The organism is Paenibacillus sp. FSL M7-1455, from assembly GCF_038004655.1.
In the GTDB taxonomy this organism is placed as follows: domain Bacteria; phylum Bacillota; class Bacilli; order Paenibacillales; family Paenibacillaceae; genus Paenibacillus_AQ; species Paenibacillus_AQ cookii.
The window spans coordinates 1,610,148-1,630,083 of the sequence record NZ_JBBORO010000001.1 but is presented as its reverse complement, the minus strand read 5'-3'; the positions used below and the strand labels follow the sequence as shown (position 1 = coordinate 1,630,083).

Here is a 19,936-nt window from a genome sequence, read left to right as displayed (position 1 = left end):
AGCGCAAACGGCTGCTCCGTCTTTGATAAATTTAAAAACGGGAGATTGCATTCATGAAAAAGCGATACTTGTACGTGCTATTGGCACCCGGCCTGCTGTTTTTGACGTTGTTCATGATCGTTCCGCTCATCCTGACGGTCGGATCGACCTTCTTCAAGGACGGCGGCTTTACCGCAGGCATCTACGCGCAGTTTTTTAAAGACGCGTATTTCCTCGATATATTGGGCACGACCCTGCTCGTCAGCGTCATGACCACCTTGCTGTGCATTGTGATCGGTTTTCCGGTCGCATATTATTTGTCCAAACTTCCGCCGCGCAAAAAAGGCATCATGCTTGCGCTTGCGATTTTCCCGTTATTGACGAGTTCGGTCGTCCGCTCCTTCAGCTGGATGATCATCCTCGGCAAAAACGGCCTGGTGAACAATCTGCTGACGGCCCTTGGCATCATCGATGAACCGCTCAGCATTCTTTATACGCCGGCGGCTATGATTATCGGCCTGGTCCATCTGTTCCTGCCGCTTATTCTCATTACGCTCGTCGGCGTCATGGAATCGATCGATCACGATTTGGTGCGGGCGGCTCAAAGCCTGGGCGCTTCCAGGCTGACCGCGTTCCGCAAAATCGTCGTCCCGCTCAGCATTCCGGGGCTGATCGTCGGCAGCATTCTCGTGTTTGTCGGCAGCCTGACCGCTTATACCACGCCTGCCCTGCTCGGCGGCAAAAAACGGGTCGTCGCCACGTTTTTGTACCAAAACGCGATTACGCTGAACGATTGGCAGGCCGCTTCGGCCATCGCAACCATCATGATGATCATCACGTTTGTCGTCATCGGGCTGATGAACAAAGCGGCGGCCAAATTCAAACCGAAGGGGTAGAGACGCATGAAAAACAAAAATCCGGGGCTTTCCCTGTTTACCTTTATCGTCTACTTGTTTTTGCTCGGGCCGCTCGTCATTATCGCCGTGACCTCCTTTGAGCCGGGAACGGTGCTGAAGTTCCCGCCGACCGGATTTTCGCTGAAATGGTACCATAATATTTTCGAAGTCGAGATGTTCATGAGCACGTTCAAAACCTCGATTCTGGTATCCCTGCTGGGGAACGTGCTGGCCATTTTGCTCGGGATTCCGGCCGCCTACGCGCTGAACCGCGCGTCGTTCCGGGGCAAGGAGACGCTGAACGCGGTCTTCCTGTCTCCGCTGCTCATTCCCGGCATCGTCCTTGGCTTCACGCTGCTGAAATACGTCGTGATCGCCTTTCACATTCCGATTTATGCGTCGCTGCTGATCGGCCATACCGTCATTATGCTGCCGTTCATTATCCGGGTCATCGGGGCAAGCCTCGCCGGCTTCGATTTTGCGGTGGAAGAAGCGGCGCACAGCCTTGGCTCAAGCCGTCTGGCCACCTTTTTCAAAATCGTCCTGCCGAATATCAAGTCCGGCATCATCGCATCGGTGCTGCTCGCTTTTCTGGAATCGTTCAACAACGTGGACATTTCGCTGTTCATGACAGGACCCGGCGTCAGCACGCTGCCGATCCAAATGCTCACGTACGTCGAGAACTATTTCGATCCTACCATCGCGGCCATTTCGGTGCTGCTGATGCTCATTACCGCCGGATTCATGTTCCTGATCGAAAGGCTGCTGGGTCTGACCTACTTCACCAAACAATAAATGGAGGCGTAAGACGATGTCTTTACTGCAACTTGAAAACGTATCGGTCGCTTATGACCAGCAATACATTTTGAAGGACTTCAATCTCTCCGTCGAAAAAGGCCACCTGATCTCTTTGCTGGGCCCGAGCGGCTGCGGAAAAACGACGACGCTCCGGCTGATCGCCGGTTTTCTCGACGCCACGGACGGCCGCTTTGCCTTCGGGGGAAAAGATTATACCCGCGTCCCGATCAACAAACGCAATTTCGGATTCGTCTTCCAAAGCTACGCGCTGTTCCCGCACATGTCCGTCTACGACAACGTGGCCTTCGGCCTGCGGCTGCGCAAGGTCAAAGAAGACGAAATCAAAAAACGGGTCATGCGTATGCTGGAAATCGTCAGCCTGGGCGGTTTCGAGAGCCGCTTCCCGCAGGCCCTTTCCGGCGGGCAAAAGCAGCGGGTCGCGATCGCGCGTGCGCTGGTGATCGAACCGGACCTGCTGCTGTTCGACGAGCCGCTGTCCAACCTGGACGCCAACCTCAGGGTCAACATGCGCGTCGAAATTCGCCGCATTCAGCAGGAGCTTGGCATTACGGCCATATACGTATCCCATGACCAAGAGGAGTGTTTTTCCATTTCCGACCGGGTGGCCGTCATGAACAAAGGAATTATCGAACAGCTCGATCAGCCTTCGGTCATTTTCCAATATCCGAAAACCGAATTCGTCGCCCGGTTTATCGGTTTCAACAACTTTATCGCTTTCGAGGAACGCGAAGACGAAGGTTCGTTCTACAGCCTGCGCAGCGGGGACTACCATTTTCACGCCGCCAAAGCGCCCGGCATGCCCGCAACGATGAAAGGAGCGATCCGCCCCGACGATCTCATCGCCGGAACGCTTGCGGAAATTCAGCCCGGCGACAACGTGCTGACGGGCAAGGTCAAGGTCAGCACTTATCTGGGCCGCAGCTACCAGTATGTCGTCGTCACTCCGCTTGGCGAATTTACGGTCAACAAGGAAATGCAGCAGCCCTATGCCAATGGGCAGGAAATCCGCCTGTTGTTTCCATCGGAGAAGCTTGTACTTGTCGAATAACCATAGGGGGAATTTATCATGCAGCCAGACCTGCTTCTGCTCAATCCCAAAGTATACAACAGCTACTTCAAGCAATGGACGGAAGCCAACGTCGCCGTCAAAGACGGGAAATTCATGTATATCGGCCCGCGCGGGGAAGAAACGTTCCGCGCCAAACAGGTGATCGATGCCGGCGGACTGTACATGATCCCGGGTTTTATCGATATCCATCTTCATATAGAAAGCACGATGGTCACGCCCGCTTCCTTTTCGGAGGGGCTGCTTCGGAACGGCGTGACCACGATCGTGCCGGAGCCGCATGAAATGGCCAACGTTTTTGGCCTGGACGGGGTGCTGGAAATGATCAAAGCAAGCCGGGAATGCGCGGTGGACATGTTTTACGCGATCCCAAGCTCGGTTCCGGCCACCTCGCTGGAAACCTCGGGCGGCTCCATCGAAATCGAGGACATGGAGGCTTTGCTGGCGACCGGCGACGTCATCTGTTTGGGCGAAATCATGAACTACGTGGATATCATCACCGACCCGGACTGCAAAACGAACCGGATTTTGAAGCATATGAAAGAACGGCATCCGGAGCTGGTCATCGAAGGGCATGTGCCGAAGCTGCTTGACCTGGACCTGCAGCGCGTCATCTCCGCCGGCGTCGATTCCGACCATACGCACCAGACGGTGGAAGGGCTGAAGGAAAGGATCGGCGCAGGCATGTTCATCGAAATCCAGGAGAAGTCGATGACGCCGGAAATTATGGATTATCTCATCCAACACGACGTATCCGAACGCTTCTGCTTCGTGACCGATGACGTGATGGCCGATTCCTTCGAAGCCCGGGGACACCTGAACCATATCGTCCGCAAAGCGATCGGCATGGGCATGGCGCCCGAAAAGGCGATTTACGCCGCTACCTTCTCCCCTTCCCGCCGGATGCGGCTGTACGACCGGGGAACGATCGCGCCGGGGAAAATCGCGGATTTTCAGCTGATCGCCAATCTCGAGAGCATGCAGCTGGAAACGGTGTTTAAAAACGGCAAGGAAGCCTATTCGGCGTCTAATCCATCCCCGCTGCAGGCAACCCGGTACCGGTTTCCGGAGCATTTTTACCGGAGCGTGCAGCTTAGCGAGCTGAACGAAGCGGATTTCGCCGCTCAGGTTGACGTGGAAGACGGCACCTATCTATGCCGGGTGATGACCGTTCGGGACGGCTCGACGTTTACCCAGGAAAGCCATATCGAATTCGACGCGGTCGGCGGACGCTTGAAATGGGAAGGCACCGGCTGCGGCATGATCGCGACGTTCGAGCGTTACGGCAAACACGGCGGCAAAGCTTTCGGATTCATAAACGGCGATACGATCCAAAAAGGCGCGGTCGCCACGACGTATTCCCATGATAACCATAATCTGCTGGTTATCGGCCATAACGTGGCGGACATGCTTCTGGCGGCAAACACCGTCATCCGGCAGCAGGGCGGGTTCTGCGTCGTCTTGGACGGCGAAGTGATGGCCAACATGCATCTGCCGGTCGGAGGCATCCTTACGGAAGAGCCGCTCGGAGCGGCGGCCGAATCGGTCAAGCAGCTGCGGGAGGCGATGCAGGCGCTTGGATACAAGCATTACAACCCGATCATGTCCATCGCGACCCACTCGCTGCCCGTCAGCCCGTATTTGAAAATTACCGACCGCGGCCTCATCGACGTCAACGCAGGCCAAATCGTGCCGCTGATCATCGAAAAACGGTAGCGGCCATCCAAAAAAGCCCCGCAAAAGGAGCACCATCGGCTGCTCCTTTTGCGGGGCTTAGTTTTTTTCTGGACTCTTCCTTTAGCTTTTCGCTTGACCTTCTGCCCGCGACCGCAGGCCCTACTCCACCCTCGGCTTGGCCGGATCGCAATTGGGCCTTGGCACTTCCCCGAACTGGGAAAGCTTCTGCAAATAATAACATTCTTCCCTGTACATGTGATCCGGAACGAGTTTGTTCAGGCGGGTCAACAGTTCGGCGCTGATATCCAGCTCCTCCACCTCCAGCAGAAACGCCATGAATGCGGACATTTCCACGTCAACGTCGGTATGGAACTTTTTGATCGAAGGATACGTCGGTTTTAACGTGCGCAAATAGCCGACCAGCTCCAGCGCCTTCAAATAAAATTCATTAAAATGCTGTTCGAATTCCTTGCTTTTGCGGATCAACCTTCGTTCGACCCCGTCCAGATCGGATGCGATCGACGCGGAATGAAAGGCCGCATCCGGCAGCCACAGCAGGTCGTGATGCAGCGGATGATAACGCGGCACCGGCTTTCCCGCAAGCAGCTCCTTCAAAATCCTTTCGTACTCCTCCAGCTCGTTGATCATGTGGTTGATGAAGGTCGGGGACAAGCCGATATCGATTTGGCGGAGAAGCACGCGGTCCAGGAGGCTTAATTTGAAGGACCGCAACTCGGCCGCGGCTTGATACGCTTGCTCGTTCAGCTGCTTCAAATCCTGCTCCGGCCCCAAGCTCCGCGACTGCGCCAGCAGCTGGTCGAACAGCCGGATAAACCGGTCCGCCGTTTCCTTGGATGACAGCCCGTTAAAGATAAACCTGGCATGGTCCCCCAATATTTGCAGCCAAAACCTGTGTTCGAACAGCGCCTCGTCGTTCATGCGAAAGCCCCCTTCAGCGTTATTGTAGCCGGGCCTTTTGCAAGCTTCGAAAAACGGATCCGTCGCTTGGGACGGAAAGCGGCAAAAGGCTTAAACCAGCTACAAATATATGCTTGGAGGGACCCGGATTATGCCGGGGAAAAAGGGCTTGAAGCGAACCCTTCGGGAGCCTCGAAAGCGGAATCGCCCGTTTTACAGCAGCCCCGATTTTTGCACCTCCGCATAAAAGTCATGGAACTGAGGAATGTTGAGCTGCTGCGCCGCGTCGGACAAAGCCGTCGCCGGATCCGGGTGCACCTCGACCATGACGCCGTCCGCGCCTGCGGCCAACGCCGCTTTGGCGCAAGGAGCCAAAATGTCTTTGCGTCCCGTCGAATGCGTTACGTCGACAAGTACCGGAAGGTGGGTTTCCTGCTTCAGGATCGGCACCGCCGAAATGTCGAGCGTGTTGCGGGTCGCCTTCTCATAGGTCCGGATGCCGCGTTCGATCAGCATGACCTGGCTGTTGCCGCGGGACACGATGTATTCGGCCGCATGCACGAATTCATCCAGCGTAGCCGCAAGTCCGCGCTTTAGAAGGATCGGCGTCCGCACGTCGCCGGCGGCTTTCAGCAGCTCGAAGTTTTGCATGTTTCTTGCGCCGATCTGGATGACATCGATATAATCGCAAGCCAGCTCGATATGCGCCGGGTCCACGATTTCGCTGATCGTCTTCAGGCCGAACTCGTCCGCGACCTCCTTCAATATTTTCAGCCCTTCGATGCCAAGCCCCTGGAAGTCGTAAGGGGACGTTCTCGGCTTGAACGCGCCTCCGCGCATGACGGTCATCCCTGCCTCCTTGAGCGCTTTGGCGACGGTGCGGACCTGCTCGTAGCTTTCGACCGAACACGGCCCGGCGATCATGACCGGTTTGCCGCCGCCGATCGTGACGCCGCCCAGTTGGATGAGCGTATTTTCCGGTTTCTTTTTCCGGCTGACGAGGAGATGTTTCTTATGGTCCACCTGCTGGAGCGACAATGACGCTTGAAAAATTTGCTTGAACAGATGCCGTACCGTCTCATGGTCAAACGGCCCTTCGTTGTTGGCTACCAGCTTCTCCAGCATTTCCTTTTCGCGCACCGGGTCGAACTTCGGAACGCCCTGCTTTTCTTTTTCGACGCCCAGCTCCTGGGCGATTTTGGCGCGTTCCGACAGGAGCGCGAGCAGCTGCAGGTTGACCTCATCCAGTTTCGTACGCAATTGTTCCAATCGTCCTTGACTCATCGTATGTCTCTCCTTTGTCCCTTTGGTTTTGAAAAACAAAAAGACTCCTGTCCGTCAAGGGACGAGGAGTCGTGGTACCACCCTTATTAGACATGCCCCAAGAAAAACGGCATATCTCACTTCTGGCCTTTTAACGCAAGGTAAACGGGCATGCCTACGGTCTGCGGAACACAGACGTTCAGATACCGGCTCCGGAATGAACTTCGGCGGGTGCGGTTATTCGGATGCTCTCAGTCTACCGGCATACCGTCCCTGTTAAAACGTTCTCCGCTTACTCTTTCCTTCATTGCTTATCGTCGAATGAAATTACATGCATTGTATTACAACCTGAACCCGGGTGGCAAGTATTTTATTTAACGCTGAATTGCTTCATTGCAGCGCAGAAAGATAGGTCAGCCCGAAAAAGACGCCGAAAACCTCCCGGTTATGCGATCGGTTTTTCCGCTCGTTTATCTTTCATCGCCCTGTTGTAGCAGTTGATCAGTTCGTCAAGCACCATCGACTGCCGGATCACCTTGGGATTCCATACCTCTCCGTATTGATCCACCATATGGTAAAGCCTCTGCCTGGCTTCTTCGATGGAAATTTGCGTTGATTCCGTGCTATTCATGAATTCCGGTTACCTCCCTGTCATTTTGGTTGCTTTTATCGGTACGAGTCGATGCTCTACCATTCTCTCGGCTCAACTATGCTCTTCTTAGGCTTTTCATGCTCTTATTCGGGCGGTATTTCCCTCCGGTGACGTCGGACGGCAACAAGCTCTATGTATGCAATCGCTGTTGTTTCCTGCAATCAGCCGTAATTTTTCGTCAGTAACTGCCGTTTGCCAGCGTTTCCTTACGTGGAAGAAAAATACAAATTTTAGAATAATATCTGTATACAGATAATATTATGTTGGATTTTATACGCTGGTCAATAATAAAATTCGAATCTATGAAAACAATTTTATTTTTTCATACTTCCGCCAAAAATGCTGTCAAACTGCGGATAAAACATTGTCAATCCTTGCAAAATCCTCCCGGATAACCGGCCTCGGGCGTCCTGGGCCCGCCACTCCAAGGGGGGTTAAACAAACCGCCGGCGCATGAAGAAAAAAACGACATTTCTGCCGTTTAATCATTGAACCTTTGAAGTTGCATATTCCTTTTGCAAGCATGGAACTCCATTTTTAACCTTTTACCGCTCCTTCGGTCAAGCCCTTTTCGATGAATTTGGAAATAAAGAGATAGATGAACAGGATCGGCATGACCGTCAGCGTCACCGCCGTCGCCATGAGGCCGAAGTCGGTTCCGTACTGCGAGCTGATTTCGCTGAGCAGCGCCACGATCGGGCGAACCTTCTCTTTGTTGACGAAAATGAGCGCAGAGAACAGGTCGTTATACGACCATAAAAACACGAATATGCTGACCGAAGCAAAAGCGGGCCTCGAGACGGGCATAAACACCTTCGTAAACATCTGCCACCGGTTGCAGCCGTCCATAAAAGCCGCTTCTTCGAGTTCCTTGGCGATCGTCGACATATAACCCGCGATGACCAGCGTCGCAAAAGTCAAATTGCCGGCCGTTTGCGGCAAAATCAGCCCCCAGTACGTATTCACCAGGCTTGTTTTGATCAAAAGCTCATATACAGGCACGACCGTCGCGAATGCGGGCACCAACAACGTCGCGTACAAAATGGAGAAAATGAACCGTTTGCCCCGAAACGTAAACCTGGACAAGACGTAGGCGGCCAATCCGCCGAACAGCAGCACGAACAGCACCGTGCCTCCCGACATGATCAGGCTGTTCACGTAGCTTCTGCCGATATTGATCCGGTCGAATGCGGTCGTATAGTTGATGAACACGGGATCCAGGGCAAGGGAAAAGGACTTGTTCATGACGTCCCGCGATTCCTTGAACGAGTTGTTGACGATCCAAAACAGCGGATAGATCGTCGTCATGGCCCAGGCCGACAATACGATGTACATCAGCGCCGTTCCCAATCTGAAACGTTTTTTGCTCTGCATAGCTGGCTGCATAACGATTACACCCCTAATAACAGCTTAATATGTGATTTCTTCGCTTTTTAACAAACGATTGGCAAGCAATGCGATGACGACCCCGAGCACGACCATGTAAATCGCGACCGTCGAGCCGTAGCCGAAGTTTTGGTCGACCATCGCCTTTTTGTACATGTAGGTTCCCAGCACTTCGGTCCCGTTTTGCGCCCTGGAGATGACCCATACGAAATCGAACACTTTCAAGGTGCCGGTGATCGCCAGCGTAATGACGACTTTGATGTCGCTCAAAATCAGCGGGATGGTGAGTTTCACCATTTTTTTGAAGCCCGATATGCCTTCGATTTTGGCGGCGTCGTAATAATCCTCGGGAATTTTGGACATTGCCGTCACGAACAGGACGAAATAAAAACCGACGTAATGCCACACGGTCGGAACCGCGATCGCCTTGAGCGCATTGGTCTCGCTGAGCCACAGCACCTTCTCGAGGCCCAGGCCGGCAAGCACGTTGTTGAGCAGTCCGAAATTGTAGTTATAAAACAACACGAACAACAGCGAGATCGCCGTACCGGAAATGACGACGGGGAAAAAGAACACGGACCGGAAAAACCCCTTCAGCTTCGTAATGTTGTCTACCATGACCGCCAGCACCAAAGCGATTCCCACCTGGAAAATCAGGACGTACAGCATGATTTCAAGCGTGTGCAGCGTCGCCGCGCCCAGCAGCTTATCCGATACCAACCGTTCATAGTTGTCCCATCCGATAAACTTTTTATCGAAAAAACCTTTGGTCCGGTAAAAGCTGAAATACAAACTTTTGAAAAACGGGTAATACAAAAACAACGTCAAAAATGCAGCCATCGGGAACAAAAATATCCAGATATACTTGCGATCGCCCTTCATCTTTATCACCACTTGAGTTTTATTTTCGCGAGCCGCCCCAATCCTCCCGAATTTAAAAGAGGACGCCGCCTCCGAGGAGGACGGCGTATCCGGGTGAAGCTTTGGGTCAAGCCATTGGATCACGTCAGGCTTTTACTTCTTGTTGGCATCCTCGATTTCTTTTGCTTCCTTCAGCACGTCGGCCGGGGACTTCTTGCCGGTCACGACCGCTTGAACGCCTGCGCGCAGCGTCGAGAACGTTTCCGGAGCGACCATCGAGTCGATCGGGTTGTTGACGGAGCTTGCGCTTGCGGCCATGGCGAATCCATCCGTCGCCGTTTGCGTTTTGCCTTTGATTTCGACGCCGGCCGCTGCAGGCGTGCCGCCGTTGGCCAAAGCGATTTTTTCGATGACGGCAGGAGAAGTCAGATGCTTCAGCAGCGCGATCGCCGCGTCTTTTTTGTCCGCGTTGTCATACGTCGATTTCGGGAGGTAGAAGCCGCTGCCGAAACCGCCGATGATGTCCTTGCCTGTTCCTGCGCCGCCCGGCATTACTGGAAACGGAAGAACCGTCGTGTTGTCGATGACGTTCGGGTCTTTCCAGTTGCCCATCGCCCAGGAGCCTTCGAGAATCATCGCGGCTTTGCCTTCGCCGTAGTAGTTGGACGCCATGCTCAGGTCGATCGTGGCCGCGTCTTTCGGGAATGCGCCGAGGTCGTACAGCTCCTTCATGGCCGCGTAGCCTTTTTCCCAGTTCGGATCGATGCCGTCCAGAAGGCCGCTGTTATGTCCCTTCGCTCCCGCGGCGGAAAGGATGAAATGCTCGATGACGTAGTGGGATTGGTCGAATGGAGCCGCGAGCGGAATGATGCCTTTTTTGGACAGCGTTTCCACCGCTTTTTTCAGCTTATCCCAATCCGTCGGCAGCTCGAGGTTGTTGTCCGCGAAGATTTTTTTGTTGACGAACAAACCTTCATAGAAGCCGGTCAATGGAACCGCATAAATGTTGCCGTCTTTTTGTCTCGTGTTTTCGAGCGCTGCCGGGGAGAAGCCGGCTTTCCATTCCGGATCGGCATCGAGAATTTCGTTCAGCGGCACGACTTTGCCCGCATCGACGAAACCTTGGGCATCCGCCCCAACGAAGTAGAACAGCACGTCAGGTTCGTTGCCGGACGTCATGTCCGTGTTGACTTTCGTTCTGAAGCCGTCGTCGTTGGCCGACATGGTATCGTTTTCAACTTTGACGTTCGGATTTTTCGACACGAATTCGTCGATCGCGGCCTGGAAGGCTTCGCGCGCGGCGTCGGTGCCGCCGAATGTCGAGAATACGCGGAGCGATACGTCTTTTTTCGGCGCCTCTTCCTTCGGCTTTTCCGATTCCGTTTTCGGTTGTTCGGTCGCCGTGTTTTTCTCCTCGGTTTTGCCGCATGCGGTCAGGAACATCGTAAACACGACCAGCATGCTCAAAAGAATCAATGAAGACCTTTTCACTTGCAAATCCCCCTCAATATGGTTTTTTCATATGCGCTGTTCGACTTATGCTGTCTGTTCTTATCATACATTAGTTGCAAATTTTGTAAGGGGATACATTCCTCTAAACGACGGGGAAATATTCACAATGGGACTCGGGAAACAAAAAAAGCACCCCTGGAAATGCGCCGGTCGAACCTGAAACGGTTCATGCCGACGCCTCTTTCCGAAAGGTGCATCCCTCGCTTGATATGAAGTTGGTCCGGATGGCCCGGAGCTTGCCGTTTTCTGTCGTATTACCTGTTGCCTGCCCCGAAGACGGTGCGCGAATCGCCCCGGTAATCGTTGACTTTGTTGCCACGAAGCGGCTTGCGGCGCCCTGCTCCCACGATCCAGCGGGCCCCCGGCATGCGGGACAACGCATAGCTGATGCCGAGCGAAGCCAGAACCGTCAATGCAAAGGTAAGCAGCGCAAACGGCAGATGGCTGCCGGCAAGGTTCAGGGGACGGGTAAAATAAGCGATGACGTAAATCACCAACGCATGCGCAAGATAACCCCCGAACGAATAGGTGCCGATCCATGAAAGCAGGCGCAAAAAGGCTTGGTTCCGCTCCCGCAGAAGAAGCAGCAGCCCGTACAAAAGCAGCATTTGCGCCATGATGATAATAAAGGTCGAAGGCTTCAGATACGTGGAAATGTTCAGGTTGACGGTTTCGCCGGAGCCCCGCAGCACGTCATAGCCGAGACGGATGTACATTCCCAGAAAAACCATTCCGCACCATGGCAGCAGCTTCGTGCACCATGCCCGCCAGTTCCCGATGTTTGCGGCGCATGCCGCGCCAAGCACAAAATAAAATCCGTACATGAGAAACGAATAGCTGCGGTGCGTTACCAACGCTGCCCACGGGCTTCCGATTCGTCCTGCCCAGTAGCCCATCCGGTAGTAGGACAGATACAGGAGGATGATATAACATGCGCCGGCGAAGGCCAGGACCGCCAAAACGCTCCCGGTGCGTCTTCCTTCGTCCAAAAGGTTGATTTTGTTTTTGGCGCCTCTATAAAGCGCGGCCAGCAGCGGAAAACAAATATAAAATTGAATGATCATCAGAATAAACCATAATTGGTAGCCGGTTTGCGGCTGGACCAGCTCCCGCAGCAGGCTCCCCCAGTCTTGTCCTCCTTTTTGCCAGAACGACGGCGTAAACGCGCGGACGTAAAGCCAGTAAACGATCGTCCAGAACAGGAATGGGACGAAGACGGTCTCAAGCCTTTTGCGGATAAACGCAAAATAATTCAGCTTCCCGTCATAGTTATAAAACATCAGCACGGCCGATAAAAAAACAAAGGTCGGCGTTCCGAATCGGGTCCGATGGTACATCATCGTCAGCATCGTGGAGTCGGCCGGTTCAATATCGGCCCTGTAAATGTACTCCGCGATCGAATGCTGCATGACGATAGCCAAAAAAGCAAGGCTCCTCAGCTGCGTCCATTCTTCAATGCGCGGTTTGCCCATGGAAACTCCTCCTTCATGTGCGGTTACGCGCAAGTATACCTTTTGAATATTAAACGAACCTTAAAGCCCGGACCGAAAACGGTTGGGAAAATGATGTAACTCGAAGTCATCTATGCCCTCGGACAACACGAAAACCGCCCTTATGAAAGGGCGGCTGCGGCAGGCTGCACAAAGCTTCCGGCGGTATAACCCGGCTTAAAACCGAACGGATCCGATGCGGGCGCGGACGTTAACGTTTCCTCCAGGATTTGCCTGCATCGCTTGAAACGCCTGCACCGCCGCATTGGCAATCTCGGCATCCTGCACGCTGGTGCCCCCGCTGACGCCGATGCCGCCGACGATCTGCTCGCCGACTTTTAACGGAATCCCTCCGGCGAGAATGACGACGCGGCCGCGGTTGGTGGTGTTGATCCCGTAGGAAGGCCCGCCGGGCTGCGCCGCTTGCGACAGGTTCGCCGTCGGCATTTGCATGCTGACACTTGTCCAAGCTTTATCCTGTGCAATCCCGATTCCGGCCAGGCGGGCATGGTCCATGCGCTGGAAAGCGACCAGATTTCCGCCGTCGTCCACAATCGCGATATTGCTTGCCAGGCCCATTTGCCGGGATTTTTGCTCCGCTGCGGAGAGCAGCCGTTTCGCCGTCTCCAATGATAACTTCATCAGGGCTTCACTCCTCGTCTTTAACTCATTCCAGGATATGCGCATGGATGGGAATCGTGATATTCGTCTACCCAAATACCGGCTGATTTTGGGCTGTCGCCCCCTGCATCGATCCCGTCCGCAAGCGCAAAAACGCAGCCTTGATAATCAAGGCTGCGTTTTTTTTGGGATCGGCCGTTAATTTTCCTTGCCGGCAGGCCATTCATGCCCCGAATACCGATGGCTGCCCGCGGAGGGCAACACGTTTTGGAACGTCACGGTATGCGTTCGTCCGATGGAGCCCTTCACATCCGCCACGATGGTTGTTATGCCGCCATTTTGCGCCACCTGAACCGAGTCGTCTTTCGCGACCGGCGAAAGGCCGGCTTGGCGAAGCTCGACCGTGATCGTGCTCTGCTGCTGGGTCGGGTCCGACAAGGCCAGTGTAATCTCTCCGCCGGTCTGCTTCAGCATGACCGACGCCGGATTTTTGGCGGTGATCGTACCGATCGTCCCCGGGACCCAGAAGTTGGCTGCGATCATGCCGAGCCTTTTTTGCTTGACGGCCTGCAGCTCGGCCGTATTGCTCATGATTTCGACCTGAGGATTGCTGCTGTACGCTGCCGTGGCGGCGGCGTCTTTGCCGGAGAGCAGGACATAGGCATAACTCGCGTTCGCGGGTTTCGTTCCATGTTCGAACGCCAGGCTGAAGTAATTACGAGTGATCGGCGTTTTGGACTGGCCGCTGTTGATTTGGCTCCATGATCCCGTTCGGGATTCGCGCAAAGCGTAAAGCTGCGGGACGCCGGGGAAATAATAGCCCATGTCCGAACCCGGCACGTTGCCCGCAAGATGCGCCCATTTGACGCCGCTAAGCGTTTCGGACCAACCGAGGCCGTCCGGCTGCCTTGCGCCGTTGACCGTAAGCGCGTTGTCGCCGGCCGCGTTTAGCTTTCGGTTGTCGACGATCGTTTCGACCGGTTTGGGTCCGGCCGTCGTGCTCGTGATCCCCGCGCCCAGCGCGACGATTTCGTCGTCGAACATGAACCACGACTTTTTCACCGTAAGGCTGCTTCCCGTGACCTGCGACAGGGAAAAATCCATGCCGGCCGCGCTGTAAAGGCCGTCGATCGAGGTCCCTCCGACCCATGTTTTGGTGTTCATGTAGCTTTTCCATTCTCCGGGGATCATCCCTTCTCCCGATCCGTCCGTCGTCGTGCCGGGGAGGCGGAACGAGTTCACGGTCGGCCAAAAGCCGTCCCGGAATTGCTTCAGGTCCCGGTCATAGACGTAGGTCATGCCGATTCCCGTATACCAGCCTTTCAAGTTTTCGTTGTTTCCTTTTTCGAATGCGGAGATGCGGTTGGAAAACAGGCTCAGCCCGAACCCGTACCCCTCCCGCAAATGCGCGACGCGGTCCATGCCGGCAAACACCCGGCTTTTGACCAGTTCGCCGCGCGGCTGAACCGCCGCATCGTTCATCAGCTGCTTCACAAGGATCAAGTCGTAGACGGGCAAACCGGCGTAATAGTCGGCATACGTCGTGTCTTTGCTGATCCATTCCTTGGCCATGCTTTTGATGGAGGCGGCGACGTCGGCCGGCGCCCCTTCGGCAAGCCGCAGAAGCGTGACGATCGTGCCGCGGGCGCTGCCCGATCCTTCCCGGGATATCCCCCTGCCGTTCACCATGTCCATGTACAACCCTTTATAAATAACGGGCTCGAACGTATCCGTTACCCAGCGGTATACGTTGTTAACGTTCGGATCCGTCACCGGCCACGGCGATCCGTTCAACAGGTACGTCATGTCGGCGGCGCGGCTGAGCCAGACGGCCCCGTAGCCCGCGGTGTAGGCGATATTCGAGTGCTGAACGAGCGATCCGTCCTTGTACACCCCGTCCCCATGGCTCGCATAAGCAAATTCCGGTCCGATGGCATCCCGGCCGAGCGTGATTTTCGCGCTGTTTTTGCCGATGACTCCGCGAACGGTGACGACAAGCGCTTTGTCCAGCAAATTGGCGCCGGTCATGTTTGTACCTTTGACGCCCAGCACGGTGCCTTTTTTCGGATCGGGATCAAACGCATCGACAGCCTTCATGTAATTGGCGATTTGCTGCGGCGTCAGCTCGTCGTACATCAGCGCGACGGCATCGTTCAAAATTTGCGGGGCGCCGATCTCCCAATCCCACCAGTTCCCGTAGGCGCTTTTCCTCTCGTTGTAACGGTTTGCGTACATCCAGTCCAAAGCGCCGACGATCGCGTCCCTTAATCCGGCGTTATGGTAAAGCCTGGAGCTTGGCGTGGAATAAGCGACGGCCATCGTCCGGATTCTGCCGTAGGCGCTTGAAATTTGCGCCGAGTCCGTCGCGCTCTTCAAGTCGTTCCACAAATAGGTCCGGCCTTCCGTTTGGTTCAAAAGATCCAAATACCCGCTGCCGGCGTCATTCGAAACGCTGTCGTCGATGCTGGCGACGGCCTCCCTTACGTTCGGGTCACCGCCAAGGTTCCCGGAACCGCCCGTTAATTTTTCAACCCATTTGAACCGCAATTGGCGGTAAGCTTCGGCGGTTTCGGCCGATTCGACGTTCACCAGGCATTGCGCTTTGACGCTTCCGTCCGGCGTGGCTGCCGTGATCGTCGCCGTACCGGCCGCGATCGCCGAAAGTTTCCCCGCGGAATCCACGGCAACCGCATCCGGGTTGCTTGAACTCCAGACGACCGTTTGATCCGCCGCATCGGCCGGCGTCATCGTCAATCCAAGCGTCAAGGATTCCCCGACCCCCATCGATACGGCCGTTTGATCCAGCGCCAGCCCCGTGATCCCGTCATATTCCTCCAAAACAACGTCGTCGAACCAGACCTTCCCCGTTCCGGTCTCGAGAAACGGTTCGATGACCAGCTTCGTCACGCCTGCGGGAATGGTCATGTAGACCTGCTGCAGCGTCCAATCGTTGGTGCCCAGCAGCTTGGCCGAAGCCGGCCCGTCCCCGACTTTGCTTGTATTGTAAAACTGCGTCCTGAAGTAGGCCCCGGTGCCGATCACGTTCTCCGTTTTCACCCACATGCTTAATTTGTAGGATTTCCCCGCGGCAATGTTCGTCACTTTTGGGTTGACGGATATCCTGCTCGTTTCGAACGCGTCGAAGGCGATCGACTGCATGCCTTCATGGCGCGTGGTTGAATCCAAGTACACGCGTGCGGTCTGGTTCGGGGCTTTGCCGCTTCCCGTCGGTATCCATAATGCCCAATAGGCCGGAGCCGGGCTGGTCACGCCGCTCCAGCTGGCGTCCGGCGTGGAGGCCGTCTGCTCAAAACCGCCGTTGGCCAGCAAGTTGGCCGTCTCGGCCCGCGCTTTTTGATCCGATGCCCCGAAATTCCCGGGAGAAAATAAAAACAAAAACATGCTGACAGCCAAAAGTACACTGATTTTCCTCACTAACGTTCACCCCGCCGATTCAATTTTTGAAAGACAATGGGAGCATGGAGCAGAAGCGCAATCGAGCATTCATGAGCCGGCGGCCGTCATCAAAAAGGGGATTGTAACCGTTTTCAAATGTTGTATGTATAAACCGGGGATCCGCCGAACAAAGTCGTGAACCCCCGGTGAAGCCGTTTTTTCGGTCGGCCGCCGCTTGCATCCAAAGAATATCGTACGTTGCAGCAACGCCTCCAGGCATGCTGAACCGCTCCTCGTAAACATTATACATTTCGGCAAACCGTTTGCGAAGACCCAATCCGTTAGAAACTCGGGCCTTTACAGGGCATTCAGCTCGATCTCGAATCCCAAATCCTCGATGATCTGGTGATCCGCCGTAACTTCCTGGCCTGCCGTCGTCAGATAATCGCCGACAAAAAGCGAATTGGCGGCATACAACGCCAGCGGCTGCAGGGAACGAAGGTTGACCTCGCGCCCCCCGGCGACGCGGATTTCTTTTGACGGGCAAATGAACCGGAATAACGCCAACACCTTGAGCGCTTTGACCGGCGCCGTGCGTCCCGCGTTTTCCAGCGGAGTCCCGGGTATGGCATTCAGGAAGTTGACCGGAATCGAATCGGCGTCCAGCTCCCGAAGCGCGTACGCCATTTCGGCGATTTCGCCGTCGGTTTCCCCCATGCCGATAATAACGCCGGAACAAGGGGACATCCCGTGAGATTTTACCTTCTCCACCGTCTCCACGCGCTGGTCGTAGGTATGCGTCGTCGTAATCGATGGATAGTTCGTTCGGCTGGTATTCAGATTGTGGTTGTACCGGTGCACGCCCGCCTCCGCAAGGCGTTCGGCCTGGCCTTCCTTCAGCAGGCCCAGGCAGGCGCAAATTTTGAGCGGCATCGTTTCCCGGATTTCCTTGACCGCATCGACCACCTGATCCAGCTCCCGGTCCGTCGGGCCTCTGCCGGAAGCGACGATGCAGTACGTTCCCGCCTTGCGCGACATGGCTTCGCGCGCCCCGGCTAGCAGCGTTTCCTTGTCCAGGAGGGTGTATTTTTCGATCGGCGCCGTCGATACGATCGATTGCGAGCAATACCCGCAATTTTCGGGACAAAGACCGCTTTTGGCGTTAATGATCATATTCAGCTTCACTTTTTTTCCGTAGTAATGCTTTCGCACCTCAAAAGCCGCCTGCAGGATCGGCAGCAGTTCATCGTCGTCGGATCGGAGCACCGCCAGAGCCTCCTCCATCGATATCCGTTCTCCGTTCAGCGCTTTTTTGGCAAGCTCCCGCCACGGGTTGACCGAAATCATGCTCATGGAATGAATCCCCCTCATCATGTTATGGATAAAACCGCTCTGACCGGTTCCAGCCGGACCGTTTTCCGGGCGATGCCGCGCAGCCGAAGATAAGCGGCGGTCCGAACCGTATGGTTCACCGTGCCGATGCCGGTCATCGCTTCAAGCTCGGCTTCGGCGCTGACAAGCGGGCATCAAGACGACCGCCGGCCGTTCACGTCGAACAGCTTGATCCCTTTCAAATCGTCAACCAATTATATTAACAATGGTTAACAATTGAATAGTGCCATTCTATCAAACCATAATTTTCTTGTAAAGCGCCTATGCGCCGATGTCTCTAGCCCTCCTCCCCCGTTTCGTGGAGCGAATATGCCGAATTTTTTGAATGGTTGTCCCCCCTCTTTATGCCTAAAAAAGGCCTCGGCTCCAAGCCTGCAGCCACGCAAAAAGACCGCCGCGCGCCGTCCTCCCGCCGAACAGGCAAAGAATTGTCAACCTTACGTTAAAAAGGCATCCTGATTTTTCGCGGGCAGATGGTATGATAATAAGCAAAGACAAGTTATTATTTGCGTAGGAAGTGAGAAAACGATGTGGAAGCCCGACCGACATAACCCAAAACCGCTCTACGAACAAATTGCGGATCATCTCGAGCAGCGGATTTCTTACGGCGAATTTCCTCCGGGGAGCCTGCTTCCGTCCGAAAGGAAACTGGCCGAACAGCTTGGGGTCAACCGTAGCACCGTCATTTTGGCATTCGGCGAGCTTCGCTCCATGGGGATTATCGAAAGCCGGCCGGGGAGCGGGACGCGGGTAAGCAAATTCAAATGGGGGGCCGTGCCCAAACATACCCCGAACTGGAAGCGGTATGCCGAAGGCGGGAGTTTTTTGCCGAACCTGCCGTTTTTGCGGCGCATACGCGAAGCGCTTCAGCAAAACCCGGCGCTGATCGATTTTGCCAGCGGAGAGTTGTCCGCGGATTTGGCGCCGATCGAGGAAATGACCGAACTGATGGGAACTAATCCCTATCCTTCATACCTGGGGTACGGCCACCCGCAAGGATATATGCCTTTAAGGCAAGCCGTCGCATCGTACCTGGACCGGTACCGCGGAATCCAGGCGACGGAATCGTCGATTTTGATCACTTCGGGATCCCAGCAGTCGCTTTATTTGATCACGCAATGTTTATTGTCTCCCGGGGACGCGGTGGCGATCGAAGATCCGTCGTATCACTATTCGCTGCCGATGTTCCAGTCCGCAGGGCTCCGGCTGGTCCGCCTCCCGGCCGACGAGGAGGGGATCCTGCCGGAGGAGATCCGCTCGCTGCACAAAAAACACCGCATCAAAATGATATTCGTCAACCCGAATTTCCAAAATCCGACGGGGACGCTTTTGTCGGACGACCGGCGCGGGGCGCTGCTGGAAGTCGCAAGCGAACTCGGCCTGCCGATCGTGGAGGACGATCCCTACAGCTTGACGGATTATGAAGGCATCCCCCGTTCGCCGCTGAAATCCATGGATCGGGTCGGCTCGATCCTGCATATCGGCTCTTTTAGCAAAATGGCCGCTGCCGGCCTGCGCGTCGGCTGGATGGTCGCCCCCCATTCCATCGTGGAACGGCTTGCGGATGCCAGGCAGCAAATGGATTTCGGACTCAGCGTCATACCGCAGCAGGTTGCGGCCCGGTTCCTGGAATCGCCTTATTTCGAACCGCATCTGCATCGTTTGCGCACGCAGCTCCGGCGGAAGCGGGACCTGCTCGTCGAGGCTCTTCAGCAAGAACTGCCGGATTCCGTCCGTTTTCATGTTCCGCAGGGCGGCATCCACCTGTGGTGCCGACTCGTTCCAAGCGTGAGCGATGCCAAGCTGCTGGAAGAGGCAATCAAAAAGGGGGTCGTGTTCGTGCCGGGCAGCGTGTACGGCTCCGATTCGGGGTACGTCAGGTTCACGTTCGGACGGGCAAAAGCGGAAGAGATCGGCCCGGGAATCGCGAAATTCGCCGAAGCTCTGCGCGGATTGACCGATTCGTTCCCGACCGTAAAGAAAGCAAAATAAAAACGGCCGCGCTTCT

The 19,936-nt window shown here is 55.2% G+C and carries 15 protein-coding genes; 5 read left to right on the top strand and 10 right to left on the bottom strand.

Going from position 1 to position 19,936, the window contains the following annotated elements:
* The first annotated feature begins 53 nt into the window (after positions 1-53).
* From NYE48_RS07545 to NYE48_RS07530, 4 genes are read left to right on the top strand one after another with little or no spacing between them, the layout of a single operon-like run.
* Positions 54-875: an ABC transporter permease gene (locus NYE48_RS07545; protein WP_212950367.1), complete on the top strand. Its 822-nt coding sequence runs from the start codon at positions 54-56 to the stop codon at positions 873-875.
* Between the two features lie 6 nt (positions 876-881).
* A complete protein-coding gene (locus tag NYE48_RS07540) occupies positions 882-1,670 on the top strand; it encodes an ABC transporter permease (RefSeq protein WP_036707999.1) in 789 nt (262 codons plus the stop codon).
* Between the two features lie 16 nt (positions 1,671-1,686).
* Positions 1,687-2,742: an ABC transporter ATP-binding protein gene (locus NYE48_RS07535; protein ID WP_036707997.1), complete on the top strand. Its 1,056-nt coding sequence runs from the start codon at positions 1,687-1,689 to the stop codon at positions 2,740-2,742.
* Positions 2,743-2,760: 18 nt separating this feature from the next.
* Positions 2,761-4,476, top strand: coding sequence for an adenine deaminase C-terminal domain-containing protein (locus tag NYE48_RS07530; RefSeq protein ID WP_340997828.1), 1,716 nt, complete (start codon positions 2,761-2,763; stop codon positions 4,474-4,476).
* Between the two features lie 120 nt (positions 4,477-4,596).
* Here NYE48_RS07530 and NYE48_RS07525 read toward each other — a convergent pair whose 3' ends face one another.
* From NYE48_RS07525 to bioB, 10 genes are all read right to left on the bottom strand, one after another.
* On the bottom strand, positions 4,597-5,376 hold the full coding sequence (locus NYE48_RS07525; RefSeq protein ID WP_340997826.1) for a DUF2935 domain-containing protein: 780 nt from the start codon (positions 5,374-5,376) through the stop codon (positions 4,597-4,599).
* Positions 5,377-5,568: 192 nt separating this feature from the next.
* Entirely contained in the window at positions 5,569-6,639 is a 1,071-nt protein-coding gene (locus NYE48_RS07520; protein ID WP_340997823.1) for a bifunctional 3-deoxy-7-phosphoheptulonate synthase/chorismate mutase, read from the bottom strand.
* 424 nt (positions 6,640-7,063) lie between these two features.
* Positions 7,064-7,249 carry an aspartyl-phosphate phosphatase Spo0E family protein gene (locus tag NYE48_RS07515; RefSeq protein ID WP_036707989.1) on the bottom strand — a complete coding sequence of 62 codons (186 nt, stop codon included), beginning with the start codon at positions 7,247-7,249 and terminating at the stop codon, positions 7,064-7,066.
* A gap of 558 nt (positions 7,250-7,807) precedes the next feature.
* Positions 7,808-8,656 (bottom strand): carbohydrate ABC transporter permease, encoded by an 849-nt coding sequence (locus tag NYE48_RS07510; RefSeq protein WP_036707986.1) that lies wholly within the window; start codon positions 8,654-8,656, stop codon positions 7,808-7,810.
* 24 nt (positions 8,657-8,680) lie between these two features.
* Entirely contained in the window at positions 8,681-9,538 is an 858-nt protein-coding gene (locus NYE48_RS07505; RefSeq protein ID WP_212950362.1) for a carbohydrate ABC transporter permease, read from the bottom strand.
* 132 nt (positions 9,539-9,670) lie between these two features.
* Positions 9,671-11,008, bottom strand: a complete 1,338-nt coding sequence (locus NYE48_RS07500) for an ABC transporter substrate-binding protein (RefSeq protein WP_340997819.1) — start codon at positions 11,006-11,008, stop codon at positions 9,671-9,673.
* A 275-nt stretch (positions 11,009-11,283) separates the two neighbouring features.
* Positions 11,284-12,501, bottom strand: coding sequence for an acyltransferase (locus NYE48_RS07495; RefSeq protein WP_340997818.1), 1,218 nt, complete (start codon positions 12,499-12,501; stop codon positions 11,284-11,286).
* A gap of 195 nt (positions 12,502-12,696) precedes the next feature.
* Positions 12,697-13,161, bottom strand: a complete 465-nt coding sequence (locus NYE48_RS07490; RefSeq protein ID WP_306433237.1) for a GlcG/HbpS family heme-binding protein — start codon at positions 13,159-13,161, stop codon at positions 12,697-12,699.
* 177 nt (positions 13,162-13,338) lie between these two features.
* Positions 13,339-16,575 carry a polysaccharide lyase family 8 super-sandwich domain-containing protein gene (locus NYE48_RS07485; RefSeq protein WP_340997816.1) on the bottom strand — a complete coding sequence of 1,079 codons (3,237 nt, stop codon included), beginning with the start codon at positions 16,573-16,575 and terminating at the stop codon, positions 13,339-13,341.
* 318 nt (positions 16,576-16,893) lie between these two features.
* Entirely contained in the window at positions 16,894-17,889 is a 996-nt protein-coding gene (gene bioB / locus NYE48_RS07480; RefSeq protein WP_340997815.1) for a biotin synthase BioB, read from the bottom strand.
* A gap of 567 nt (positions 17,890-18,456) precedes the next feature.
* Between bioB and pdxR the strand changes: the two genes are divergently transcribed.
* A complete protein-coding gene (gene pdxR / locus NYE48_RS07475; protein ID WP_212950356.1) occupies positions 18,457-19,920 on the top strand; it encodes a MocR-like pyridoxine biosynthesis transcription factor PdxR in 1,464 nt (487 codons plus the stop codon).
* Positions 19,921-19,936: the final 16 nt, after the last annotated feature.